Genomic DNA, 24,232 nt, shown 5'->3' with positions numbered 1-24,232 from the left:
CTGAACGCTGCCGACGGCAACGCCGTACTACCTACCGGACGTCAGTCCGACACAGCTCAGTTGTCGTCCTCGTCGATCAGGAACCCGCGCATCGGCGAAGGCGCCTGCCCCATCGGCGACGGCCCCTGCGGCCGCACCGGTGCCATCGGCTGGGTCATCGCCGGCGACATCTGCTGCTGCCCGCCGTAGGACGGACCGGACTGGCTCGGACCGCTGCCCATCGACTGGTTGCCGCCGTAGGACGGGGCACTGGCGCCGGCCGGTGCCATCGAGGGCGCCGGGGACGGCGGCAGCGAGGCCGTGGCGGGCGTGCGCGGCGGGGCGAGCGAGTCGTCCGCCTGGGTCTCCAGCTGGCGCAGCTGCGACTCCAGGTACGACTTCAGTCGCGTCCGGTACTCGCGCTCGAAGCCGCGCAGGTCCTCGACCTTGCGCTCCAGCGTGGCGCGGGCGGACTCCAGGGAGCCCATCGCGACGCGGTGCTTCTCCTGCGCGTCCCGCTCCAGGGCGTCCGCCTTGGCACGGGCGTCCCGCTCCAGACCCTCGGCACGCGAACGCGCCTCGCCGACGATCTTGTTGGCCTCGGAACGGGCCTCGGCGATCGCCTGGTCGGCGGTCTGCTGGGCCAGCGAGAGGACGCGGGCCGCGCTGTCGCCACCGGGGCCGCCCTGACCGGGCATGCCACCGGGGCCGCCGTGACCCTGCGGGCCGCCCATGGGGCCGCCCATCGGACCGGGACCCATCTGGCCCTGCATCGGACCCGGGCCCTGGCCCATCGGCCCCGGACCCTGACCCATCGGGCCGGGACCCTGCGGGCCACCCTGTCCGCCGGGACCGGCGGGCAGCTGCGGGGCGCCGCTCGGCAGCTGGGGCGGGCCACCCATGGGGCCACCCATCTGCTGCTGCGGCGGGCCCGATATGCCGGCGGGCACCGGAGCGCCGGGACCTCGCATGCCCTGCTGCGGCATACCGCCCTGCTGCGGGTGCCCCTGCTGGTGCTGCGGCGGCCCCTGCGGCGGCTGCTGCTGATCCTGCGGAGGTTCCGGAGGCTTGCGCATGTTCTGCTGGTTCTGCGCGGCCGCGCGCGTGGCCGCGGCCAGCTTGGCGCGCAGGTCCTCGTTCTCGCGGAGCAGCCGGGTCAGTTCGGCTTCGACCTCGTCGAGGAAGGCATCGACCTCGTCCTCGTCATAGCCTTCTCGGAGGCGGACGGTCGTGAACTGCTTGTTCCGCACGTCCTCGGGGGTCAACGGCATCTCTTCACCTCAACGTTGTCGTCGGCATTCGGCAAGCCCGTATCTCTCTCATCGATCACAGCCGGCTCACGATCGAGATCAGGATGTAGACGATGATCATCAGTACGAAGAAGGACAGGTCGAGCGCCACGCCCCCGAGACGCAGCGGCGGGATGAACCGCCGCAGAAGCTTCAACGGTGGATCGGTGACAGTGTAGGTGGCCTCCAGAACGACCACCATCGCCTTGCCGGGTTGCCACGAGCGGGCGAACTGGAAGACGTAGTCCATGACCAACCGGAAGATGAGCACGATGAGGAAGCACATCAGCGCGATGTAGACGACATCCAGGACCACGCTCATGACCTGTGCTTCCCTCTCCCCTGAACCATCTCTCGGACCCTTCTTCGGGCCCGTGTTCTTGCTCTGTACCGGTGGTGCGTCTCAGCTCTGGTTGAAGAACCCGCCCTCTGCGATGCGGGCCTTGTCCTCCGCCGTGACATCGACGTTAGCAGGAGACAGCAGGAACACCTTCTGCGTCACCCGCTCGATACTGCCGTGAAGACCAAACACCAAACCGGCCGCAAAGTCGACAAGTCGCTTCGCATCTGTGTCATCCATCTCAGTGAGATTCATGATCACCGGAGTGCCCTCACGGAAGTGTTCCCCGATGGTACGGGCCTCGTTGTAGGTCCGGGGGTGAAGTGTGGTGATCCGGTAGGGCTCTCGTTCGGACACGACCTTGGGCATGATGACCGGTGCGCTCTTTTCCAGGCTTGCGCGTTCTTGTGTGATGGACGCCACGGGCGCGATCCGCGCCGGACGGCCGGATTCCGCCGCGAGCGAAGCGGAACGGGGCATCGGCTCGCGCTGCGCGGGCGGTTGTACGACTCGTACCTCTTCGTCCCTTTGGGGCTGATGCGCACCATGCGACTGGTGCGCCGGTTCGTGGCGCCGGTGATCCCGCTCGGGTTCCGGGTCCAGTTCTGGTTCGAAGTCGTCGTCGGGGTCGAACCCCCGGCCGTCGTACCCATCGTCCTCCACGAGGCCGAGGTAGACCGCCATCTTGCGCATCGCGCCGGCCATGCTCTGAGTCCTCCGCTCTGTGGTGGATCTGCCGACGACTCCAAGTGCCTGCGATCCACGAGGTCGTTGCGTCCGCCTTTCGGCGGTAATGACCATATTTTCTGCTGTGGTCCGACTTCTTGGCGACGTTACCCGAGCCTGGGTCGGACTCCGAGTACCGCAGTGCCGACGCGTACATGTGTCGCTCCGGCGGCCACGGCCTGTTCGAGGTCCGCACTCATCCCCGCGGAGACCATGTTCGCAGCCGGATGAGTTCGGCGCACGTAGGTCGACAAATCCATGAGGTGCTCGAACGCCGCCTGTTGGCGTCCGGCGTACTCGCCGGTGAGCGGGGCCACCGTCATCAGTCCGTCGAGGCGGAGCCCCTCCGATCCGGCGACCAGGTCGGCCAACTCTTCGATTCCCCCGGGCGGGACGCCGCCGCGCTCCCCGCGCCCGCCCTCCCCCGCGTCGAGCGCCACCTGGAGGAGGCAGCCCACCTCACGGCCGGCCCGTACGGCCTCCTTCGACAGAGCCGTGACCAGCCGGGCCCGGTCGACGGACTGCACGACATCCGCGTAACCGACGACGGATCGCACCTTGTTGGTCTGCAACTGCCCGACGAAATGCCAGGAAAGCGGCAGATCCGAGCAGGCGGCGGCCTTGGGCGCCGCGTCCTGGTCGCGGTTCTCCGCGACGTGGCGCACCCCGAGTTCCGAGAGAATGCGCACATCGTCCGCCGGGTAGGTCTTGGTGACCACGATGAGGGTCACGTCCTCCCGCGGGCGGCCCGCGGCCGCGCACGCGGCGGTGATGCGCTCTTCCACTTTCGCCAGGTTCGCGGCGAGTTCGCGCTTACGGTCCGTCATGCCCCATCAGTCCAGCCACACATAGCCCGCGAGCCGCCCGGTGGTGCGGTCGCGTCGGTACGAGAAGTGGTCCGCCGACTCCCGGGTGCACACCGGCGACTGCGCCCGGTCGTGCACCCCGAGGCGCTCGAGCTGCGCGTGCACTCCGGCGCTCACGTCGAGGGCCGGAGTGCCCCAACCGGTCTCGGCGTACGCGGCCGGCTCGACGGCGGCCACCTCGGCGCGCATCTCCTCGGGCACCTCGTAGCACCGGCCGCACACGGCGGGCCCGGTGCGGGCGACGATCCTGGCGGGTTCCGCGCCGAGTTCGGCCATGGCCCGTACGGCGGCGGGGACCACCCCGGCGACCAGACCGGGCCGGCCCGCGTGGGCCGCGGCGGCGACGCCGGAGACCGGGTCGGCGAGCAGGACGGGCACGCAGTCGGCGGTGAGGACGGCGAGGGCGAGACCGCGTTCGGCGGTGACGACGGCGTCGACCCGCGGGACCGGGCGGTCTCCCCAGGGCGCGTCGACCACGGCGACGTCGGCCCCGTGCACCTGGTTCATCCAGACCACCCGGGCCGGGTCGACGCCCAGCGACTTGGCCGCCAGCTCCCGGTTGGCCGTGACGGCGCCGGGGTCGTCGCCGACCGCGCCGCCGAGGTTGAGCTCCTCGTACGGAACGGCGCTCACTCCGCCCCACCTGTCGGTGAAGCCGAAGTGCGCGCCGTTCACGGTGTCGCGCTGTCCTATCACTTCAGGAAGTCCGGCACGTCCAGTTCCTCGGCCGCGCTGTCCGAGTAGGTCCGCGACGGCGGAACCGGCGGCGGGGAGACCGGCGGCAGGTCGGCCACGGGCTCCGGCGCGGGTGCCTGCTCGGGCTCCTCCTTGGGCTTGACGCTGCCGAGCGAGCCGAAGGACGGGCGGCTCTCGGTCTGCCGGGCCGGGGTGGGCTCCTCGCGCTTGGCCGAGGAGGACCCGAGGACGTTGTCCCGCTTGGACGGCGGCTGGCCCCCGTCGAAGCCGGCCGCGATCACGGTGACCCGCACCTCGTCGCCGAGGGCGTCGTCGATGACCGCGCCGAAGATGATGTTGGCCTCGGGGTGGGCGGCCTCGCTGACCAGCTGGGCGGCCTCGTTGATCTCGAACAGGCCGAGGTCGGAGCCGCCGGAGATGGAGAGCAGCACGCCGCGGGCGCCGTCGATGGACGCCTCCAGCAGCGGCGAGGAGATCGCCATCTCGGCGGCGGCCACCGCGCGGTCGTCGCCGCGGGCCGAGCCGATGCCCATGAGGGCCGAACCCGCCTCGGACATGACCGACTTCACGTCGGCGAAGTCCAGGTTGATCAGGCCGGGGGTGGTGATGAGGTCGGTGATGCCCTGCACACCGGACAGCAGCACCTGGTCGGCGGACTTGAACGCGTCGAGCACGCTGACCTGGCGGTCCGAGATGGACAGCAGCCGGTCGTTGGGGATGACGATGAGGGTGTCGACCTCTTCGCGGAGTTCCGCGATGCCGTCCTCGGCCTGGTTGGCCCGGCGCCGTCCCTCGAAGGTGAACGGGCGGGTGACCACGCCGATGGTGAGGGCGCCCAGCGAGCGGGCGATGTTGGCCACGACGGGCGCGCCGCCGGTGCCGGTGCCGCCGCCTTCACCGGCTGTCACGAAGACCATGTCGGCCCCCTTGAGGACCTCCTCGATCTCCTCGCGGTGGTCCTCGGCGGCCTTGCGGCCGACGGCCGGGTTGGCTCCGGCGCCGAGTCCGCGGGTGAGTTCGCGGCCGACGTCGAGCTTGACGTCGGCGTCGCTCATCAACAGCGCCTGCGCGTCGGTGTTGATGGCGATGAACTCGACGCCCTTGAGACCGACCTCGATCATCCGGTTGATGGCATTGACACCACCGCCGCCGACACCGATGACTTTGATGACTGCGAGGTAGTTCTGCGGTGCTGCCACGTCGAAGGCCTCTCGCCTCGAGTTACGTGTCGCCCGACCGCCGAAGCACTGATGCCCCCGCGACCCGACGACTGATGCCGATTGGGACGGTCCGTAGCGCCGACCCGAACCCTAACGCTTAAGTTTAGGGTTACCAGTGTGTCTGTTCCTTGGACTCTTCCGAACAGGACACTAAGTCGACAAGTGGCGCACGTTCAACGAACACGCCGAACCTCCCGTTTTTCTTTTCACCCTATGTGATCAGCCGTAGCGCTGCCCAACCAGGGTGCTGGCCTGCGCGTATACCCGTCAACTCCCGGATGACGCGGGGGCGGTGGCAACGCTCACGTCGAAGTGCCGCGCGTCCGGCGTCGCTTTCATGAGCGCGGTGAGTGCGCGGGCTTTCTGCACACCCTGCTCACCGCTCCCCCACGACACGGTCCGCTCGCCGCTCAACTCCAGCGAGATGTCGTCGTAGGAACGGACCTTGACGACCCGTGTGTCCCGGGCGACCTCGTGCGGGAGCCGGCCGGCCACCCGTACCGCCTCGCGCACCAGGCGGTCGTCGTCGAAGCGGCGCAGGCTCGCCGCGGCGGAGCCGGAACGGGCGGGTTCCAATTCCAGCGCGGGCACGCCTTTCGGGGCCTTGGAAACCGTGGCGAAACGGACGCCTTCATCGTCCACTTCCACGAACTTTCGGCCCTTTTGGGCAATCAGGACCGGAGTACGCTCGGTCACTTTCAGCTCGATTCCGTGCGGCCAGGAACGCTCCACGTCGACCTCGTCAATGCGGGGCAATTTCCGGCGCAGCCGGGCCTCGACCGTCTCCGTGTCGACCGAAATCAGCGGGTCCCCGACCGGCACGTCGGCGGCCTCGCGCACCTGCGCGGGCGTCAGGACGCGTGTTCCCGAGACCGACACCTGTTCCAGGCGCGTCCAGTTCGAGCCGTAGAGCACCCAGACGGTGCCGCCCGCGACGAGCACGAGCGCCACGGCGAGGATGATGATCGTACGAAGGCGGGGCGGGCGGAACCGGCGCACCCGGGGCGGGCCGGACGACTCCTGCTGGCGTGCACCGCGCTCGGCGATGGTCGGTCCGGCCACGCTCCCCTGCCTTCCGTCAGACGTGTCTAGCGGCGCGCACGGGCGGCGATCGCCTCGTACACCATGCCGACGAGGAGGTCGTCGGCGTCCCGGCGGCCGAACTCGGCGGCGGCGCGGGACATCTCGTACAGCCGGTGCGGGTTGGCGAGCACGGGCAGGACGTTCTGCTGGAGCCACTCCGGCGTGAGTTCCGCGTCGTCGACCAGCAGTCCGCCGCCGGCCTTGACCACCGGCTGGGCGTTGAGCCGCTGTTCGCCGTTGCCGATGGGCAGCGGGACGTAGGCGGCCGGGAGCCCGACGGCGGAGAGTTCGGCGACGGTCATCGCGCCCGCGCGGCAGAGCATCATGTCGGCGGCGGCGTACGCGAGGTCCATCCGGTCCAGATAACTTACCGGGATGTACGGGGGCATTCCCGGCATCTGGTGGACCTGCGGCAGTTCGTTCTTGGGTCCGACCGCGTGCAGGATCTGGATGCCGGCCTGCTGGAGCCAGGGCGCGACCTGCTGGATGACCTCGTTGAGCCGGCGGGCGCCCTGCGAGCCGCCGGTGACCAGCAGCGTCGGCAGGTTGGGGTCGAGACCGAACATCGCGCGGGCCTCGGGGCGCGCGGCGGCCCGGTCGAGGGTGGCGATGGAGCGGCGCAGCGGGATGCCGATGTAGCGGGAGTTGCGCAGCTTGCTGTCGGGAGTGGAGACGGCGACCTGGCTGGCGTAGCGCGAGCCGATCTTGTTGGCCAGGCCGGGGCGGGCGTTGGCCTCGTGGACGACGATCGGCACGCCGAGCCGCTTGGCCGCGAGGTAGGCGGGCAGCGCCACGTAGCCGCCGAAGCCGGCCACGGCGTCCGCCTTGGTGCGCTCCAGGATCTGCTCGGTCGCCTTGATCGTCCCCCGCAGCCGGCCCGGGACGGTGATCAGCTCGGGGGTGGGCTTGCGCGGCAGCGGTACGGCCGGGATCAGCGCCAGCTCGTAACCCCGCTCGGGCACCAGGCGGGTCTCCAGGCCGCGTTCCGTGCCCAGGGCCGTGATCCCCACGGTCGGATCCTGCCTGCGCAGGGCGTCCGCGAGGGCGAGCGCGGGCTCGATGTGGCCCGCGGTTCCTCCGCCGGCGAGTACGACATGCACCGAAATTCACCGCTCTCCGGACGGGCGCGCCTTCGAGGCGCGCCGTCGCATCGTGTTCCAACTCCCAGGGCTCCGCTTGGCCGCGGGTCCCCTGGCTCCCCGCTTTCTACCAAAGCGAGGTTGCCGCAACGCAAGCGCCGCCCGCGCACCGGGTTCGTCACGCGCGAAGGCGATCAGCAGACCGATGGCGAACATGGTCGGCAGCAGGGCGGAGCCCCCGTAGGAGAACAGCGGGAGCGGGACACCGGCGATCGGCAGCAGCCCGAGGACCGCACCGATGTTGATCACGGCCTGGGCCGTGATCCAGGTGGTCACGCCTCCCGCGGCATACCTCACGAAGGGGTCCTCCGTGCGTCCGGCCACGCGGATACCCGCATAGCCTAGAGCCGCGAACAGGGCGAGCACTGACAGCGTCCCCGCCAGGCCCAGTTCCTCACCGGTGACGGCGAAGATGAAGTCGGTGTGCGCTTCGGGGAGTTGACCCCATTTCTCCACACTGGCGCCGAGCCCGGAACCGAACAGTCCGCCGGAGGCCAGGGCGTAGATGCCGTGCACGGCCTGCCAGCAGGAGTCGCCGGGGCCCGGGTCGGTGGCCCCGAGGCAGTTGAGCCGGGCCATGCGGTTCGCGCTGGTCTTGATGAGGATGAAGCCGAGCAGCAGGGCGATCGAGAGCACCCCCGCGAACAGCCGGGTGGGCGCGCCGGCCAGCCACAACAGGCCGAACAGGATCGCCGTGAGGATGATCGCGGTACCCATGTCGCCGCCGATCATGATCAGCCCGAGCAGCATGAACGCGGCCGGCACCAGCGGCACCAGCATGTGCTTCCACTGGGTCAGCAGCTTCTTGTCGTGCTTGCGGGCGAGCAGGTCCGCGCCCCACAGCACCAGGGCCAGCTTGCCGAACTCGCTGGGCTGGATCTGGAAGGAGCCGCCGAGCGAAATCCAGTTCTGGTTGCCGTTGACCGCGACTCCTATCCCCGGCACCTGGACCAGGATCATCAGGAAGACGGCACCGGCGAGGATCGGATAGGCCAGCGCCCGGTGCAGTTTGACCGGCATCTTCATCGCGGCGACCAGCAGACCGGCGCCGATCAGCGCCGCGAGGGCCTGCTTGCGGAAGAAGTACGAGCCGGGCAGCGACAGCTGGAGGGCGGTGATCTGGGACGCCGAGTAGACCATCACCAGGCCGAGCACCGTGATCAGCAGGCTGCCGCCGAAGATCAGGTAGTACGCGGTCAGCGGCCGGTCCCAGGCGCGGCGCAACCGGTGGTAGAGGCGGAGCACGCCGTTGTCGTGCGGCGGCCCGGGCGCGGCGGGTCGCTTGACGGTCCGCTGCACGGGCGGACGTCCGGTGCGGCTCTGGGGACTACCGGGCATCGCGGCCTCCGCTGTACGTCGGCATGGACCGTCCCACGCGTCCTCCCGAGTTCACCCGGCGGCAGGAGGCGGCCGGGTCAGGCGCCGAGTTCGCGAACGGCCTGCGCGAACGCGTCACCGCGCTGGTTGTAGTTGGTGAACATGTCCATGGAGGCACAGGCCGGGGCCAGCAGCACCGTGTCACCGGGCCGGGCGAGCCGCCGCGCCTCCTGGACGGCCTGGAGCATCGCACCAGTGTCGGTCCGGTCGAGGTCGACCACGGGTACTTCGGGCGCGTGTCGCGCCAGGGCTTCGCGGATCAGCGCGCGGTCGGCGCCGATGAGGACGGCGCCGCGCAGCCGCTTCGCCGCACCCGCGACCAGTTCGTCGAAGGTCGCGCCCTTGGCCAGCCCGCCGGCGATCCACACGATCGACTCGTAGGCCGCCAAGGAGGCCTCGGTGGCGTGGGTGTTGGTGGCCTTGGAGTCGTCCACGTAGGCCACCCCGTCCACGTCGGCGACGTGCGCGATGCGGTGAGCGTCCGGTGTGAAGGCGCGCAGCCCGTCCCGTACGGCGGCGGCGGAGACGCCGAAGGCACGGGCGAGGCCCGCGGCGGCAAGGGCGTTGGCGATGTTGTGCGGGGCCGGCGGGTTGACGTCGGAGACCTCGGCCAGCTCCTGGGCGTTCTTCTGCCGGTCCTCGACGAAGGCGCGGTCGACCAGGAGGCCCTCCACGACGCCGAGTTGGGAGGGCCCGGGCGTGCCGAGGGTGAAGCCGATCGCCCGGCAGCCGTCTTCGACGTCGGCGGCGCGGACCAGGTCCTCGGTCGCCCGGTCCGCGACGTTGTAGACGCAGGCGACGCGATTGCCCTCGTAGATACGCCCCTTGTCGGCGGCGTAGGCCTCCATCGAGCCGTGCCAGTCGAGGTGGTCCGGGGCGAGATTGAGCACGGCCGCGGAGTGGGCGCGCAGCGAGGGCGCCCAGTGGAGCTGGTAGCTGGACAGTTCGACCGCGAGCACGTCGTACTCGGTGTCGCCGGTGACCGCGTCCAGCAGGGAGACGCCGATGTTGCCGACGGCGGCGGTGCGCAGACCGGCCGCCTTCAGGATCGACGCGAGCATCTGAACGGTGGTGGTCTTGCCGTTGGTGCCGGTGACGGCGAGCCAGGGCGCGGGCTTCCGGCCGTCCAGGCCGCGCAGCCGCCAGGCCAGTTCCACATCGCCCCAGACCGGGACGCCGGCCTGCCCGGCCGCCGTGAACAGGGGCTTGGTGGGCTTCCAGCCGGGTGCGGTGACGATCAGCTCGGTGCCTTCGGGCAGGGTGTCGCCGTCGCCGAGGCGCACGGTGACGCCGAGCGACTCCAGCTCCGCAGCCTGCGTCCGGGCCCGCTCGTCGTCGCCGTCGTTGACGACGGTGACGTGCGCGCCGAGCCCGTGCAGCACCTTGGCCGCCGGGACGCCGGAGACGCCGAGCCCGGCGACGGTGACGTGCTTGCCGCTGAATTCCGAAGGCACCGAGGAGGTCACTTGTCCGTTGCCCATCCCGCGTAGAAGAGGCCGAGTCCGACGATCACACAGATGCCCTGGATGATCCAGAAACGGACCACGACAAGGACTTCGGACCAGCCTTTGAGTTCGAAGTGGTGCTGGAGTGGCGCCATCCGGAAGACTCGTTTGCCGGTGAGGCGGAAGGAGCCGACCTGGATGACCACCGACATGGTGATCAGCACGAACAGGCCGCCGAGGATGGCCATCAGCAGTTCGGTGCGCGAGCAGATCGCCAGACCCGCGAGCACACCGCCGAGCGCGAGCGAACCGGTGTCGCCCATGAAGATCTTGGCCGGCGAGGTGTTCCACCACAGGAAGCCGAGGCAGGAACCCATCAGCGCGGACGCGACCACCGCGAGGTCGAGCGGGTCTCTCACCTCGTAGCAGGCACCCGGGTTGGTCAGGGTCAGCGCGTTGGCGCAGGACTCCTGGAACTGCCAGACGCCGATGAAGGTGTAGGCGCCGAAGACCAGGACGGAGGCGCCGGTGGCCAGGCCGTCCAGGCCGTCGGTCAGGTTCACGCCGTTCGACATCGCGAGGATCATGAACAGCGCCCAGACGACGAACAGCACCGGGCCGATGGTCCAGCCGAAGTCGGTGATGAACGACAGCTTCGTGGACGCCGGGGTGTTGCCCCGGTTGTCCGCGAACTGCAGCGAGAGCACGGCGAAGGCGATGCCGACGGTGAGCTGGCCGATCATCTTCGCCCTGGCCCGCAGGCCCAGCGAACGCCGTTTGACGATCTTGATGTAGTCGTCGAGGAAGCCGACCAGGCCCATGCCCACCATCAGGCCGATCACCAGCAGACCGGAGAAGGTCGGCCCCGCGTCGATGTCGGGGTCCAGATAGCCGGTGATGCCCTTGGCGAGGAAGTACGCGGCGACCGTCGCCAGGATGAAGGCGATACCACCCATGGTCGGCGTACCGCGCTTGCTGGCGTGCTCGCGCGGTCCGTCGTCGCGGATGTACTGGCCGTAGCCCTTGCGGGCCAGGAGCTTGATCAGCAGCGGGGTGCCGACCAGCGTGAGGAAGAGGCCAATGACTCCTGCGAACAGGATCTGCTTCATCATCGGGCGGCAACCTCACCCTCGGCGCCGGTCTCGAGGAGCGCCGTGGCGACGCTTTCCAGACCCACCGAACGGGACGCCTTCACGAGCACGACGTCTCCTGGGCGCAACTCGCTGCGCAACAGGTCGACCGCCGCCTGTGCGTCGGACACGTGCACCGACTCCTCACCCCACGAACCCTCGTTATATGCGCCCAGTTGCAGCCATCGGGCTTCCCTGCCCCCGACCGCGACGAGCTTGCTGACGTTGAGCCGGACGGCGAGCCGTCCGACCGCGTCGTGCTCGGCGAGCGCCTCGTCCCCGAGCTCGGCCATCTTGCCGAGCACCGCCCACGTCCGGCGTCCCTTGCCCATGGCGACCAGCGCACGCAGCGCGGCCTTCGTGGACTCGGGGTTCGCGTTGTAGGCGTCGTTGACGACCGTCACGCCGTCCGGGCGCTCGGTGACCTCCATCCGCCAGCGGGAGAGGGAGCCCGCCTCGGAGAGCGCGGTGGCGATCTCGTCTGCGGACATGCCCAACTCGTGGGCGACGGCGGCCGCGGCGAGCGCGTTCGACACGTGGTGCTCACCGTACAGGCGCATGGTCACATCGCTTGCACCGGAGGGTGTGTGAAGGCTGAAGGAAGGCTGTCCGGTGTCCGTGAGTCGCACGTTCTCGGCGCGAACGTCCGCTTCGCCGGACTCTCCGAAGAGGATCACCTTCGCCTTCGTTCGGGAGGCCATGGCCCGTACGAGCGGGTCGTCCGCGTTGAGGACCGCGGTGCCGCCCTCCTCGGCCGGCGGCAGCGCCTCGACGAGCTCGCCCTTGGCCTGGGCGATCTGCTCCCGGCCGCCGAACTCGCCGATGTGCGCGGAGCCGACGTTGAGGACGAGACCGATCTTCGGCGGGGTCAGCTCGCACAGGTACCGGATGTGGCCGATGCCGCGGGCGCCCATCTCCAGGACGAGGAACCTGGTCTCGTCGGTGGCGGTGAGCGCGGTGAGCGGCAGCCCGACCTCGTTGTTCATGGAGCCGGGCGTGAACACCGTGGGCGCCTTGCGGCGCAGGACCTGGGCGATCAGGTCCTTGGTGCTGGTCTTGCCGGCCGACCCGGTGAGAGCCACGAGGGTGGTGCCGAGGCGTCGCACGACGTGCCGGGCGAGGGCGCCGAGGGCGGCCTGGACGTCGTCCACGACGATCGCGGGCACGCCGACGGGGCGGGAGCCGAGGACGGCCACCGCACCCGCTTCGACGACCTGCGCGGCGAAGTCGTGGCCGTCGGCCCGTTCGCCGACGAAGGCGACGAAGAGGCTGCCGGGCCCCGCTTCCCGGGAGTCCCGGACGACCGGCCCGGTGACCTCGGCGGACGGGTCCGGTATGTCGTGCATCCGCCCGCCGACGACTTCTGCGATCTCGGCGAGTGAGAGGGTGATCACAAGTTCGTCCCCTGGATCAGGATCAGGATCGGCTGGATCATTCGGGATCTCGTCCCTTGGATCATTCGGGATCTCGTCCCTGGGTCTTCTTGATGGCTTCGCGCAGCACCTCGCGGTCGTCGAAGGGACGGACGACCCCGGCGATGTCCTGGCCCTGCTCGTGGCCCTTGCCGGCCACCAGCACCGTGTCGCCGGGCTCGGCCCGGGCGACGGCGGCGGCGATCGCGGCGGCCCGGTCCTCGAAGACCTGTACCTCGCCGCGCTCGTGCGCGGGCACGGACGCCGCACCCTGGAGCATGGTGGCGAGGATCGCGAGGGGGTCCTCGGAGCGGGGGTTGTCGGAGGTCAGTACGGCGGTGTCGGCGAAGCGGGCCACGGCGGCGCCCATCGGCTCCCGCTTGGTGGTGTCCCGGTCGCCGCCGCAGCCGAGCACGGCGTGCAGCCTGCCCTCGGTGACCTTGCGCAGGGCCCGCAGCACCGACTCGACGGCGTCGGTCTTGTGGGCGTAGTCGACCACCGCGAAGTAGGGCTGGCCCACGTCCACGCGCTCCAGGCGGCCCGGCACGCCCGGTACGGCGGCGACGCCGTCGGCGGCGGCCTGCGGGTCGAGCCCGGCGGCGGCGAGGGAGACGATCGCGGCGAGGGTGTTGGCCACGTTGAACGGCCCGGCCAGCGGCGACTTGGCGGCGATCCGCTCGCCCTTGGGCCCGAGCACGGTGAACGTGGAGTCCAGCGGGCCGACCTCGACCTCGTCGGCGCGCCAGTCGGCGTCCGGGTGGCCCTCGGCGGAGTAGGTGACGACCGGGACGGTGGCCTCGTTGGCAAGGCGGCGCCCGTACTCGTCGTCGACGTTGACCACGCCCAGTGTGCTGCGCTTCGGGGTGAAGAGCTGCGCCTTGGCCTGGAAGTAGTCCTCCATGCCGGAGTGGAACTCCATGTGCTCCGGGCTGAGGTTGGTGAAGACCGCGATGTCGAAGACGCAGGCGTCGACGCGGCCGAGCACCAGGGCGTGGCTGGAGACCTCCATGGCGACCGCCTCGGTGCCGCGCTCGCGCATCACCGCGAACAGCGCCTGGAGGTCGGTGGCCTCGGGCGTGGTCCGCTCGGACTTGATGCGCTCGTCGCCGATGCGCATCTCGACCGTGCCGATCAGCCCGGTGGACTTCGCCGTGCGCAGGCCGCCCTCGACGAGGTAGGCGGTGGTGGTCTTGCCGGAGGTGCCGGTGATGCCGATCTGGAGCAGGTCGCGGCCGGGGTGGCCGTAGATCGTGGCCGCCAGCTCCCCCATCCGCGCGCGCGGGTCGTCGACGACGAGCGCCGGCAGACCGGTGGCGGCGACGCGCTCCGCGCCGGCCGGGTCGGTCAGCACGGCCGCGGCACCGAGGCCCGCGGCCTGGGTGACGAAGTCGGCGCCGTGGGCGCGGGCTCCGGGGAGGGCGGCGTACAGGTCACCGGGGCGGACGGCGCGCGAGTCGTGGGTGATGCCCGTGACCTCGGCGGAGCCGTCCGGCGCGGAGGCACCCAGCTGATCGGCGAGCTCCGCGAGGGGTGTGGCGGAGATCCGCACCGGCCGGGGCGGTCCCGGGTATGTCACGGGGTGGCCCTTCTGGGTGGTTTGGGACTGATCAGGGTGTGGCACGGCGGTGAGCGTACCGGGAGTACCCGCCTGCGGGCGAAGCGAGGGCTGGGGCGAGGCCTGGGGGGCGCTCTGGTTCCCGGGGTCGGGGGTGATCGTCGTCACGGGTGGTTCCTGGTGGCTCGGTACTGAATCGGCGCTGGCTCGGTACGGGCTCGGTGCGAGGGGAGGGGCGGTACGGCTCAGGGTTTGAAGGTGACCGGGAGCCTCGCGGGGGCGGCCCCGGTGGGCGGGACCTGAAGGGTCTTCAAGGCGAACTCCATGACCTGCTTGTAGATGGGGCCGCAGATCTGGCCGCCGAAGTAGCTGCCCTCGGTGGCGTTCTGGATGGCGCAGTAGACGGTGACGCGGGGCTTGTCGGCGGGGGCGAACCCGGCGAAGGACGAGGTGTAGCCGTGGTACTTGCCGGTGGCCGGATCCACCCGGTTGGCCGTGCCCGTCTTGCCCGCAACCCGGTAGCCGGGGATGCGCGCCTTGGTACCGGTGCCCTCCTCGTCGTCTACGACGGACTCCAGCATCTGTGAGAGGGTCTTCGCGGTCTTCTCACTGGTCACACGGGTTTTCTTGGGTTCAGGGGCCGGGGTGAAGCGTCCGTCGGCCCCCTTCGTGCCGCGGACCAGCGTGGGTTCGATGCGGACGCCGCCGTTGGCGACGGTCGAGTAGATGGAGGCCGCCTGGAGCGCGTTCACGGAGACGCCCTGGCCGAAAGGGATCGTGTACTGCTGTGAGGTCGACCACTGGTCGGGCGGCGCGAGGATGCCCTTGGTCTCGCCGGGGAAGCCGAGCCCGCTGTAGCCGCCGAGGCCGAACTTGCGCAGGTAGGAGTAGAGCACCTTGTTGGCCTCGGCCTGGGTCTTGCCCAGCTCTCCGGTGGCCATGATCGTGCCGATGTTGCTGGACTTGGCGAGCACGCCGTTGAGCGTGAGGTACCAGGTCGGGTGGTCGATGTCGTCCTTGAAGAGCCGGTCGCCGCGCTTGAGCCGGTTGGGGACGGTGATGTGGGTGCCCGGCGTGGCGACGTTCTCCTCCAGCACGGCCGCCATGGACAGCACCTTGGCGGTGGAGCCCGGTTCGAAGGCGTCCTGGAGCGCGGCGTTGCCCAGCGCCGCGGGGTCGGCGTGGGCGAGGTCGCCCGGGTCGAAGCCGGGCGAGTTGGCCATGGCGAGGATCTCGCCGGTGGTCGTGTCCTGGACGATGACGTAGCCGCCGTCCGCCTTGGACTTCTCCACCTGCTCGCTGATGGCGTGCTGCGCGGCCCACTGGATGTCGCGGTCGATGGTCAGCTCGACGTCGCTGCCCGGCACGGCGGGCGTCTCGGTGGAACCGGCGGTGGGCACCTGGCGCCCGCCGGACTGGGCATAGCGGATCTTGCCGTCCTCGCCGGCCAGCGTCTTGTCCAGCTGCCGCTCCAGGCCGCCGCCGCCCTTGCCGTCGGCGCCGACCCAGCCGAGGATGCCGGCGGCGAGGTCGCCGCCCGGGTACACCCGCTTGCTGCTGGGGTCGGCGAAGACGCCCCCGAGCACGTTGACCGTCGCCCTGTCGGTCTCCGCCTTCGTGGTGAGCGCGGTCTTCAGGTCCTTGATCTGGTTCCAGACCTGGGGGGTCTGCCGGCGCGCGAGGCGGACGTAGCGCAGCTCCTTGTTCTTCGGGCGGAGCACCTTCGCCAGCTTCTCCTGGTCCTGGCCGAGGATCGGCGCGAGGAGCGCCGCCGCCTGCTCGGGTCCGTCGTCGACCTTCAGCTGCTCGCGGGTGAACATCGTGGGGTCGGCCGTGATGTCGTAGGAGTCCACGGTGCTCGCGAGGGAGACCCCGTTGCGGTCGGTGATTCCGCCGCGCTCGGCGGGCAGGGTGTGTACGACGTAGCGGTTCTGCTCGGCCTTCGCCGAGTAGGTGCCGGCGTCGACGGCCTGCACCTGGAGGAGCCGTACGACGAACGCGGCCAGCACCAGGGTCAGCGCGAGGCCGATCATGCGCAGCCGGGGGCGCGGGCTGCCCAGCCGGAAGGCGCGGGGCGCCGGGCGGGGCGGTCCTGGCCTGCGGGTGGGCCGGGCGCCGGGCCCCGGGCGGCGCCCGCCGCCGGGGCGGACGGGCCTCGCGGGTCCGGGCACCCGGCGGCGCGGCGGTTCCCTGTCGGACACTTCCGTCACCTGCCGGGAGTCGGGGTCGGGGTGGGCGGCGCCGCGGTGGTGGGGGTGACGGCGGTGCCGGACGCGGCCGCGGCGGTGGGCGTGGGGGCCGGGCCGGAGGGCTCGGTGTAGGGGGACGGCGTGACCGTGGACGCGCCGGCGGACGTCGAGGCCAGCGCCTCGGGAGCGAGGACGAGCGGGGTGGCCGCGGCGGGGGCGGGCCTGGGCGAGCCCTTGACCTTGCCGTCGGGGTCGAGGAAGGCGGGGTCGCCACCGGGCACCATGCCCAGTTCACGGGCGCGGCGCTGGAGGGCCCGGGGGGCGGAGTAGGCGTCGATGTCCCGCTGGAGCGCCTGTTCCTCGTCGGTGAGTTCCTTGGTCCGCTGCTTGAGGTCGTCCAGCTGGAAGGAGCCCTCGCTCAGGGCGGAGTTCAGCACGAGGAGCCCGATGAGGCCGCCGCCGAGGAGGACGACGACCAGGAGGACGAACGGCGCCCGGGCCGCCTGGCCCCGGGGGCCGCCGGTGGGCAGGAGCCGGGCCAGTCGGGCGGCCCTGCCCTTCAGTTCGGGTTTCCTGCTCACACGCCCTCCCCTGGGGGGTGTCGTCTGGATCTTGCCGGGGCCGGCCACAAGGCACCGTCTCCTGGAGCCGACCTGATCCAAACGGCACCCCCCAGAGGGTGCCGTCCGCACCGGTGCCCGGCCTGCCTCGCTCGCTCCGCCCGAGGGGGTCCCTTCACCCGAGGGACTCCCTGATGCGCTCGGCGCCGCGCAGCCGTGCCGGTGCCGCGCGACGGTTCTCGGCGATCTCCTCCTCGGTGGGGAGTTCGGCACCGCGGGTGAGCAGCTTGAGCCGCGGTGCGTACTGCTCGGGGACGACGGGCAGGCCGGGCGGCGCGGTGTTGGCGGCGCCAGCCGCGAACACCTGTTTGACCAGCCGGTCCTCCAGCGAGTGGTACGACAGCACCGCGATCCGCCCGCCGACCGCGACCGACTCGACGGCGGCCGGGATCGCCCGCTCCAGGACGGACAGCTCGCCGTTGACCTCGATGCGCAGGGCCTGGAAGGTGCGCTTGGCCGGGTTGCCGCCGGTGCGCTTGGCGGCCTGCGGCAGCGCCGCGCGGATCAGCTCCACGAGGCGGGCGCTGTTGGTGAACGGCTCCTTCTCGCGCTCGCGCACGACGGCGGACACGATCCGCTTGGCCTGCTTCTCCTCGCCGTACGCCCGCAGGATGCGGACGAGTTCGCCGGGCGGGTAGGTGTTGAGGACCTCGGCGGCGCTCATGCCCGTGCTCTGGTCCATCCGCATGTCGAGCGGGGCGTCCTGGGCGTAGGCGAAGCCGCGGTCGGCCTCGTCGAGCTGCATGGAGGAGACGCCGAGGTCGAACAGCACGCCCTGGACCCGGGGGACGCCGAGCCGGTCGAGCACGTCGGGCAGCTCGTCGGAGACGGCGTGCACGAGGGTGGCGCGCTCGCCGTACGGAGCGAGCCGTTCGCCGGACAGGCGCAGGGCCTCCTTGTCGCGGTCGAGGGCGACGAGCCGGGCCTCGGGGAAGCGTTCGAGGAGCGCCTCGCTGTGCCCGCCGAGTCCCAGCGTGCAGTCGACGACCACGGCTCCCGGCTCGGTGAGGGCGGGTGCCAGCAGGTCCAGACACCGCTGGAGCATCACCGGGACGTGTCGACTCTGGCTCAAGTGGGGCGGCCTCTCAGCTCCGGCGCGGCGTCACGCACTGCCGGGTCCCCTCCCGCTCGCATCTGAAGGGGAGGCCTGCCGGCGCCAAAAGCGTCGGCCGGCCGGGAGCGGGAGGAGGCCGAGCCGTACGTACGCGCCGCGCACGTGGGGAGATCTGGCGGGACGTCGCCCAGGTCTCCGGGGAATTCAGTCCAGCAGGGAGGACCTCGCCTCCCGCTTCGCGTCACTTTAGTCCACGGTGTCGCCCGGTCAATCAACCGGCCTGCGCGTCGCGGACACCGGTGTCAGCAAACCGGCATCGAACGGCTTTTCACTCGTACGGCCGCAATCCGGCCACCCTGTGGGTTGGCTCACAACAAGCCTCGATGACGTTCTTTGTCCCGCTTCACAGCGGGCTACGGGCAGGGACGGCCAGTAACGTCATGGATATGACGACTTCTGCATCGGTACCCGCCGCCTCCGAATCCGCCATAGCGGCCGACCACACCGTCACCGACCGGCTCGTCGAGGCGAACGAACGCTACGCCGCGGCGTTCGCCGACCCCGGCATGGACGCCCGCCCCGTACAGCGCGTCGCCGTCGTGGCCTGCATGGACGCCCGCCTGGACCTGCACGCCGCGCTCGGCCTGAAGCTGGGCGACTGCCACACGATCCGCAACGCGGGCGGTGTCGTCACCGACGACGTGATCCGGTCCCTGACCATCAGCCAGCGGGCGCTCGGCACCCGCAGCGTGGTCCTCATCCACCACACGGGCTGCGGCATGGAGACCATCACCGAGGAGTTCCGGCACGACCTGGAGCTGGAGGTGGGCCAGCGTCCCGCGTGGGCGGTGGAGGCCTTCCGGGACGCCGACCAGGACGTGCGGCAGTCGATCGAGCGGGTGCGCACCTCGCCGTTCCTGCTGCACACCGAGGACGTACGCGGTTTCGTCTTCGACGTGAAGACCGGGCTGCTGCGCGAGGTCGACCCCGCCTGATCCGGCGGCCCGCCCCGACGATCCCGCCGTGCAAGCTCCGCAAAGGCCGTAAGGGCCGACATATCGCGGCCAGTTGTCCACAGGCGAGTGACACGAATCGGTAACGGCGGCAAGAATGCGGGAAGTGGTGTCGTGCGGAACTTTTTCCGCTCGGTGTCCGTGATTCGGGGTGGGTCGGTCCGCGGTGCGGGGCCGGCCGGCAAGTTGGGGTACCCCCACTTCCCAGGGAGTGCGGGGAAAGGCCGAGGAGGGCCGGGTGACGACCTATGACGATCAGGCGAGCCGTGGAGGCACCGCCGCGCGAGCGTACGGGAGCGTGGGGGAAGATCTGACCGCTGTGGTCGAGCGGGTCCGCGGTTCGGTGGAGGACGTGATCGAGGGCAAGCCCGAGGTCGTACGGCTCTCGCTGACCGTGCTGCTGGCCGAGGGACACCTGCTGATCGAGGATGTGCCGGGCGTCGGCAAGACCATGCTGGCCAAGGCGCTGGCGCGGTCCATCGACTGTTCCGTGCGCCGGATCCAGTTCACACCCGACCTGCTGCCCTCGGACATCACCGGGGTGTCGATCTGGGACCAGCAGCGGCGGGACTTCGAGTTCAAGCCGGGCGCGATCTTCGCGCAGGTGGTGATCGGCGACGAGATCAACCGCGCGTCGCCGAAGACGCAGTCGGCGCTCCTCGAGTCGATGGAGGAGCGTCAGGTCACCATCGACGGCCAGACCTACGAGCTGCCCAGTCCCTTCATGGTGGTGGCGACGCAGAACCCGGTCGAGATGGAGGGGACCTACCCGCTTCCCGAGGCCCAGCGGGACCGCTTCATGGCCCGGGTCTCCATCGGCTATCCGAGCCCGGAGGCCGAGTTGCAGATGCTGGACGTGCACGGCGGGGCCAGCCCGCTGGACGACCTCCAGCCGGTGGCGCACGCGCACGACATCCTGAAGCTGATCGAGGCGGTCCGCGGCGTCCACGTGGCGGACCCGGTCCGGCGGTACGCGGTGGATCTGGTCGCCGCCACCCGCACCCACCCGGACCTCAGACTCGGCGCCTCGCCGCGTGCCACGCTGCACCTGCTGCGCGCGGCGAAGGCCTCCGCCGCCCTGGGCGGACGGGACTACGCGCTGCCGGACGACGTGCAGGCCCTCGCGGTCGCCGTCCTGGCCCACCGGCTGCTGCCGACGGCGCAGGCCCAGCTCAACCGCCGCACCGCCGAGCAGGTCGTCCAGGAGATCCTGCAGCGCACCGCGGTGCCCGCGGAGCCTCAGCAGCAGACGGGCTTCGGCATGGGCCGCGGCACGTCGGCGTACGGTCAGCAGCCGCCGCGGAGGCTGTGATGGACGCCGGGGGGACGGACCGGTCCGAGGCCGACCGGGGCGAGGGCGGCGGCATCCGGACCGCCCTTTCCGGTCTGACCACCCGCGGGCGCTCCTTCCTGGCCGCCGGCATCGCGGCCGCGGTCTGCGCGTACGTCCTGGGCCAGAGCGACCTGCTGCGCGTCGGGCTGCTCCTGGGTGCCCTGCCCCTGGTCTGCGCGGCCGTGCTCTACCGCACGCGCTACCGGGTCGCGGGCAGTCGCCGGCTCTCCCCGGGGCGGGTCCCCGCGGGCAGCGAGGCCAGGGTGCATCTGCGCGTCGACAACGTCTCCCGGCTGCCCACCGGTCTGCTGATGCTCCAGGACCGGGTGCCCTACGTACTCGGTCCGCGGCCCCGCTTCGTGCTCGACCGGGTCGAGCCGGGCGGTCGCCGCGAGGTGTCCTACCGGATCCGCTCCGACCTGCGCGGCCGCTTCCCGCTGGGGCCGCTGCAGCTGCGCCTGACCGACCCGTTCGGCCTGTGCGAGCTGACCCGCTCCTTCTCGACGTACGACACCCTGACCGTGATCCCGCGCGTGGAGGCGCTGCCGCCGGTGCGGCTGAGCGGTGAGGCGAAGGGGTACGGCGAGGGACGCCAGCGCTCGCTCGCCCTGGCCGGTGACGACGACGTGATCCCGCGCGGGTACCGCTACGGCGACGACCTGCGCCGCGTGCACTGGCGCTCCACCGCGCGCTACGGCGAGCTGATGGTGCGCCGCGAGGAGCAGCCGCAGCGGGCCCGCTGCACGGTGCTGCTCGACACCCGGGTCGTGGCCTTCGAGGGCGCGGGACCCGACTCGGCCTTCGAGTGGGCGGTGTCGGGCGCAGCGTCCGTGCTGGTGCACATGCTGGAGCGGGGCTTCTCCGTCCGGCTGCTCACCGGCACCGGCGACGCGGTGCCGGGCGAGGGCGCCGACGGCTTCGCGGGCGCGAGCCAGGGGACGGCCGACGCGGCCGGTCTGATGATGGACACCCTCGCCGTGATCGACCACTCCGACGACACGAGTCTGTCGCGGGCGTACGACATGCTGCGCGGCGGGAACGAGGGGCTGCTGGTGGCCTTCTTCGGCGACCTGGACGAGGAGCAGGCCACGGTGGTGGCGAAGATGCGGCAGCGGGGCGGCGGCGCCGTCGCCTTCGTCCTGGACAGCGAGACGTGGGCCCGGGAGCCGACCGACGTGCCCGGCCCGTCGGCCGGGAGCGACGAACGGCTGCGGATGCTCCGCGAGGCGGGCTGGACCGCGGTGGCGGTCCCCCGGGGTGCCACCGTGGAGGAAGTGTGGCGCCTGGCCGACCACGAACGCACCGGCCTCGCGGCGCCGGCCGGCACAGAGGGGGCGTGATGAGCGGGCGCGCGCGGTTGGCGGTGTGTGCCTGGGCGGCCACGTTGATGGCGGCCTGTGCGCTGTTGCCGTTGGTGGAACCGGCCACGTGGATCCTTCAGGCGGCGGTGCTGCTGGCGGTACAGGCGGGGGTGGGCGCGGCGGCCCGGCGGGTGCCGCTGGCCCGGCCGCTGACCATCGCCGCGCAGGCCGTGGTCACGCTGGTACTGCTGACCCTGGTCTTCGCCCGGCAGCAGGCGCTCGCCGGGCTGATCCCCGGCCCGCAGGCCTTCCAGCGCTTCGCCGACCTGCTCCAGCAGGGTGGCGACGACATCGCCCGGTACGCGATCCCGGCGCCGCTGGAGTCCGACGGCATCCGGCTGATGCTGGTCGGCGGCGTCCTGGTGATCGGGCTGCTGGTGGACACCCTCGCGGTGACCTTCCGCAGTGCCGCCCCGGCCGGCCTGCCCCTGCTCGCCCTCTACTCGGTGGCCGCGGGGCTGTCCGAGGGCGGCGCCGACTGGCTCTGGTTCCTGGTCGCGGCGGTCGGCTATCTGATGCTGCTCCTGGCCGAGGGACGCGACCGGCTCTCGCAGTGGGGCCGCGTCTTCGGCGGCTCCTCGCGCCCGCCGGGCCCGGAGCAGGGGCGCGCCCTCGCCCCGGTCCGCACCGGGCGGCGTATCGGTGCCTTCGCGCTGGGCATCGCACTGGTGGTGCCGCTCGCCCTGCCCGCGATGGACGGCGGGCTGCTGGACGGCGCCGGCGGCGGCGTGGGCTCCGGCACCGGTGGCGGCGGCACGATCTCCGCGGTGAACCCGCTGGTCTCCCTGCGGGACAGCCTGAACGTCAACGAGGACCGCCAGGTCCTCTCCGTCCAGACGGACTCCGAGGACCTGTCCGACCTGTACCTGCGCATCGTGTCCCTGGACGACTTCGACGGCACCACGTGGAAGCCGTCCAAGCGGCGCATCACCGCCGTTCCGGAGGGCACCTTCCCCACCCCGGCCGGGCTCGGCCCCGACATCAAGCGCACGGAGTCCCGGGCCCTGGTCTCGGCCGCGGACTGGTACGCGCAGGACTGGCTGCCGATGCCCTACCCGCCCAGCGGTGTGCGCGTCGCGGGCAACTGGCGCTTCGAACCCGTCGGCATGACCCTGGTCGGCGACCACGGCCAGAACACCCGCGGGCTGAAGTACGAGGTGCGCAGCCTGAACGTGCAGCCGACGGCGCAGCAGCTCGCCGCGGCCCCACCGCCGTCGGCGGCGCTCACGCGCGAGTACACGAAGCTGCCGGACTCGCTGCCCGACGTGGTCTCCCGGACCGCCCGCGAGGTCACCGCCGACGCCGCGAACCCCTACGAGCAGGCGGTCAAGCTCCAGGAGTACTTCGCGGTCAACGGCGGCTTCGAGTACGACACCCAGGTCAAGGTCGGCAACGACTCGGAGGCGATCGCCCGGTTCCTGAAGGACAAGGAGGGCTTCTGCGTCCACTTCTCCTTCGCCATGGCGGCGATGGCCCGTTCCCTGGGCATTCCGGCCAGGGTCGCGGTCGGCTTCGCGCCGGGTTCTCCGCAGGCGGACGGCTCGGTGTCGGTGGGGCTGCGGGACGCCCACGCGTGGCCCGAGGTGTACTTCGAGGGCGTGGGCTGGACCCGCTTCGAGCCGACGCCGACGCGTGGCTCGACCCCGGCGTACACCATCACGGACCGGCCGGGCAGCTCGGTGCCGGACCCGGCCCTGCCGTCGCAGAGCGCACAGACGGAGCCGTCCGCGGCGCCCTCCTCGAGCGACACCTGCTCCCCGCAGGACAAGAGGCTGGACGCCTGCTCCACCGAGTCCGCGGTGGCCGTGCCCGTCACCGGGGGCGACGGACCGAAGTGGTACGCGCTGCTGGCCTGGGCCCTGGCCGGGCTCGTGGTGCTGCTGCTTCCGCTGGCACCGATGCTGTGGCGGCTGCGCGCCAGGGCGGTACGGCTCGGGGCGCACGGCCGCGGTGCGGCGGACGTCGGCCCGCACACCCTCGCGGTGTGGCAGGAGCTGACCGACGCCGCGTGGGACCTCGGCATCCTGCCTCAGGAGTCGCAGACCCCGCGCAAGGCGGCCGCCCGCATCGTCCGGCTGGGCCGGCTCGAGCCGACGGCCGCACAGGCGGTGCACCGGGTCGCGGACGCCGTGGAGCAGGTCCTCTACGCGCCCCACCCGCGCCCGACCGCGGGGCTGGCCGAGGATGTGCGGCTGGCGACCGCCGGACTGCGGGCCACGGTCGGCCGCGGAACGCGGCTGCGCGCACGGTTCGCCCCGCGTTCGGCCGTCCGGGTGACCTGGACGGTGTCGGCCCGGTGGACGGCCCTGAAACGGCGGGCCGCGGCCGCCCGGCCGGAGTGGCGCAGGACGTCGGACCAGCAGGGCTGAGCCGAACGGGCGCCGACCCCACCCCGGGCCGGCGCC

20 protein-coding genes are annotated in these 24,232 nt (G+C 71.5%); 4 read left to right on the top strand and 16 right to left on the bottom strand.

The features are described from left to right. Positions 1-56: 56 nt before the first annotated feature. The 16 genes from divIVA to rsmH all read right to left on the bottom strand — a co-directional run bounded on the left by divIVA (position 57) and on the right by rsmH (position 18,138). Complete coding sequence (divIVA, locus tag ACFYZ3_RS03100) at positions 57-1,250, bottom strand: apical growth/hyphal branching protein DivIVA (protein ID WP_388513615.1); 1,194 nt, start codon at positions 1,248-1,250, stop codon at positions 57-59. Positions 1,251-1,305: 55 nt separating this feature from the next. Beyond that, a complete protein-coding gene (locus ACFYZ3_RS03095; protein WP_007448661.1) occupies positions 1,306-1,590 on the bottom strand; it encodes a YggT family protein in 285 nt (94 codons plus the stop codon). 81 nt (positions 1,591-1,671) lie between these two features. Further along, a complete protein-coding gene (locus tag ACFYZ3_RS03090; protein WP_059299077.1) occupies positions 1,672-2,313 on the bottom strand; it encodes a cell division protein SepF in 642 nt (213 codons plus the stop codon). Between the two features lie 128 nt (positions 2,314-2,441). Continuing rightward, positions 2,442-3,161 carry a YggS family pyridoxal phosphate-dependent enzyme gene (locus ACFYZ3_RS03085; protein ID WP_388513614.1) on the bottom strand — a complete coding sequence of 240 codons (720 nt, stop codon included), beginning with the start codon at positions 3,159-3,161 and terminating at the stop codon, positions 2,442-2,444. 6 nt (positions 3,162-3,167) lie between these two features. Then, positions 3,168-3,896, bottom strand: a complete 729-nt coding sequence (pgeF, locus tag ACFYZ3_RS03080) for a peptidoglycan editing factor PgeF (protein WP_388513612.1) — start codon at positions 3,894-3,896, stop codon at positions 3,168-3,170. Further along, positions 3,893-5,095 carry a cell division protein FtsZ gene (gene ftsZ, locus ACFYZ3_RS03075; RefSeq protein WP_161380268.1) on the bottom strand — a complete coding sequence of 401 codons (1,203 nt, stop codon included), beginning with the start codon at positions 5,093-5,095 and terminating at the stop codon, positions 3,893-3,895. Before ftsZ ends, pgeF begins: the two co-directional genes overlap by 4 nt. 288 nt (positions 5,096-5,383) lie before the next feature. Beyond that, positions 5,384-6,178, bottom strand: a complete 795-nt coding sequence (gene ftsQ, locus ACFYZ3_RS03070) for a cell division protein FtsQ (protein WP_388513610.1) — start codon at positions 6,176-6,178, stop codon at positions 5,384-5,386. 26 nt (positions 6,179-6,204) lie between these two features. Beyond that, positions 6,205-7,299, bottom strand: a complete 1,095-nt coding sequence (murG, locus tag ACFYZ3_RS03065; RefSeq protein ID WP_361007475.1) for an undecaprenyldiphospho-muramoylpentapeptide beta-N-acetylglucosaminyltransferase — start codon at positions 7,297-7,299, stop codon at positions 6,205-6,207. A 6-nt stretch (positions 7,300-7,305) separates the two neighbouring features. Further along, complete coding sequence (gene ftsW / locus ACFYZ3_RS03060) at positions 7,306-8,676, bottom strand: putative lipid II flippase FtsW (RefSeq protein WP_388513609.1); 1,371 nt, start codon at positions 8,674-8,676, stop codon at positions 7,306-7,308. A gap of 77 nt (positions 8,677-8,753) precedes the next feature. Then, a complete protein-coding gene (gene murD / locus ACFYZ3_RS03055) occupies positions 8,754-10,169 on the bottom strand; it encodes a UDP-N-acetylmuramoyl-L-alanine--D-glutamate ligase (RefSeq protein ID WP_388513607.1) in 1,416 nt (471 codons plus the stop codon). Positions 10,170-10,177: 8 nt separating this feature from the next. After that, positions 10,178-11,269: a phospho-N-acetylmuramoyl-pentapeptide-transferase gene (gene mraY, locus ACFYZ3_RS03050; protein ID WP_087809845.1), complete on the bottom strand. Its 1,092-nt coding sequence runs from the start codon at positions 11,267-11,269 to the stop codon at positions 10,178-10,180. After that, positions 11,269-12,684: a UDP-N-acetylmuramoyl-tripeptide--D-alanyl-D-alanine ligase gene (gene murF / locus ACFYZ3_RS03045; protein WP_388513606.1), complete on the bottom strand. Its 1,416-nt coding sequence runs from the start codon at positions 12,682-12,684 to the stop codon at positions 11,269-11,271. Before murF ends, mraY begins: the two co-directional genes overlap by 1 nt. Before the next feature lie 61 nt (positions 12,685-12,745). Next, positions 12,746-14,278 (bottom strand): UDP-N-acetylmuramoyl-L-alanyl-D-glutamate--2,6-diaminopimelate ligase, encoded by a 1,533-nt coding sequence (locus ACFYZ3_RS03040; protein ID WP_388513604.1) that lies wholly within the window; start codon positions 14,276-14,278, stop codon positions 12,746-12,748. 224 nt (positions 14,279-14,502) lie between these two features. Continuing rightward, entirely contained in the window at positions 14,503-16,467 is a 1,965-nt protein-coding gene (gene ftsI / locus ACFYZ3_RS03035) for a cell division protein FtsI (RefSeq protein WP_388513603.1), read from the bottom strand. After that, positions 16,464-17,027 (bottom strand): septum formation initiator family protein, encoded by a 564-nt coding sequence (locus ACFYZ3_RS03030; RefSeq protein ID WP_388513602.1) that lies wholly within the window; start codon positions 17,025-17,027, stop codon positions 16,464-16,466. Before ACFYZ3_RS03030 ends, ftsI begins: the two co-directional genes overlap by 4 nt. Before the next feature lie 154 nt (positions 17,028-17,181). Next, a complete protein-coding gene (gene rsmH / locus ACFYZ3_RS03025; RefSeq protein ID WP_388513601.1) occupies positions 17,182-18,138 on the bottom strand; it encodes a 16S rRNA (cytosine(1402)-N(4))-methyltransferase RsmH in 957 nt (318 codons plus the stop codon). A 422-nt stretch (positions 18,139-18,560) separates the two neighbouring features. Between rsmH and ACFYZ3_RS03020 the strand changes: the two genes are divergently transcribed. The 4 genes from ACFYZ3_RS03020 to ACFYZ3_RS03005 all read left to right on the top strand — a co-directional run bounded on the left by ACFYZ3_RS03020 (position 18,561) and on the right by ACFYZ3_RS03005 (position 24,196). Further along, entirely contained in the window at positions 18,561-19,115 is a 555-nt protein-coding gene (locus ACFYZ3_RS03020; protein ID WP_388513600.1) for a beta-class carbonic anhydrase, read from the top strand. Positions 19,116-19,371: 256 nt separating this feature from the next. Further along, positions 19,372-20,445 (top strand): AAA family ATPase, encoded by a 1,074-nt coding sequence (locus ACFYZ3_RS03015; protein WP_388513599.1) that lies wholly within the window; start codon positions 19,372-19,374, stop codon positions 20,443-20,445. Then, entirely contained in the window at positions 20,445-21,806 is a 1,362-nt protein-coding gene (locus ACFYZ3_RS03010) for a DUF58 domain-containing protein (protein WP_388513598.1), read from the top strand. The genes ACFYZ3_RS03015 and ACFYZ3_RS03010 overlap by 1 nt, the downstream gene beginning before the upstream one ends. After that, positions 21,806-24,196, top strand: a complete 2,391-nt coding sequence (locus ACFYZ3_RS03005) for a DUF3488 and DUF4129 domain-containing transglutaminase family protein (RefSeq protein WP_388513597.1) — start codon at positions 21,806-21,808, stop codon at positions 24,194-24,196. Before ACFYZ3_RS03010 ends, ACFYZ3_RS03005 begins: the two co-directional genes overlap by 1 nt. The last annotated feature ends 36 nt before the right edge of the window (positions 24,197-24,232 follow it).

The organism is Streptomyces sp. NPDC001599, from assembly GCF_042893535.1.
Lineage (GTDB): Bacteria > Actinomycetota > Actinomycetes > Streptomycetales > Streptomycetaceae > Streptomyces.
This window is presented reverse-complemented; position numbering and strand designations above follow the sequence as displayed.

Bases quoted from the DNA above. Each gene is read 5' to 3' on its own strand.
- divIVA (WP_388513615.1), bottom strand. From the start codon at position 1,250: ATGCCGTTGACCCCCGAGGACGTGCGGAACAAGCAGTTCACGACCGTC.
- ACFYZ3_RS03095 (WP_007448661.1), bottom strand. From the start codon at position 1,590: ATGAGCGTGGTCCTGGATGTCGTCTACATCGCGCTGATGTGCTTCCTC.
- ACFYZ3_RS03090 (WP_059299077.1), bottom strand. From the start codon at position 2,313: ATGGCCGGCGCGATGCGCAAGATGGCGGTCTACCTCGGCCTCGTGGAG.
- ACFYZ3_RS03085 (WP_388513614.1), bottom strand. From the start codon at position 3,161: ATGACGGACCGTAAGCGCGAACTCGCCGCGAACCTGGCGAAAGTGGAA.
- ftsW (WP_388513609.1), bottom strand. From the start codon at position 8,676: ATGCCCGGTAGTCCCCAGAGCCGCACCGGACGTCCGCCCGTGCAGCGG.
- mraY (WP_087809845.1), bottom strand. From the start codon at position 11,269: ATGAAGCAGATCCTGTTCGCAGGAGTCATTGGCCTCTTCCTCACGCTG.
- ACFYZ3_RS03020 (WP_388513600.1), top strand. From the start codon at position 18,561: ATGGATATGACGACTTCTGCATCGGTACCCGCCGCCTCCGAATCCGCC.
- ACFYZ3_RS03010 (WP_388513598.1), top strand. From the start codon at position 20,445: ATGGACGCCGGGGGGACGGACCGGTCCGAGGCCGACCGGGGCGAGGGC.
- ACFYZ3_RS03005 (WP_388513597.1), top strand. From the start codon at position 21,806: ATGAGCGGGCGCGCGCGGTTGGCGGTGTGTGCCTGGGCGGCCACGTTG.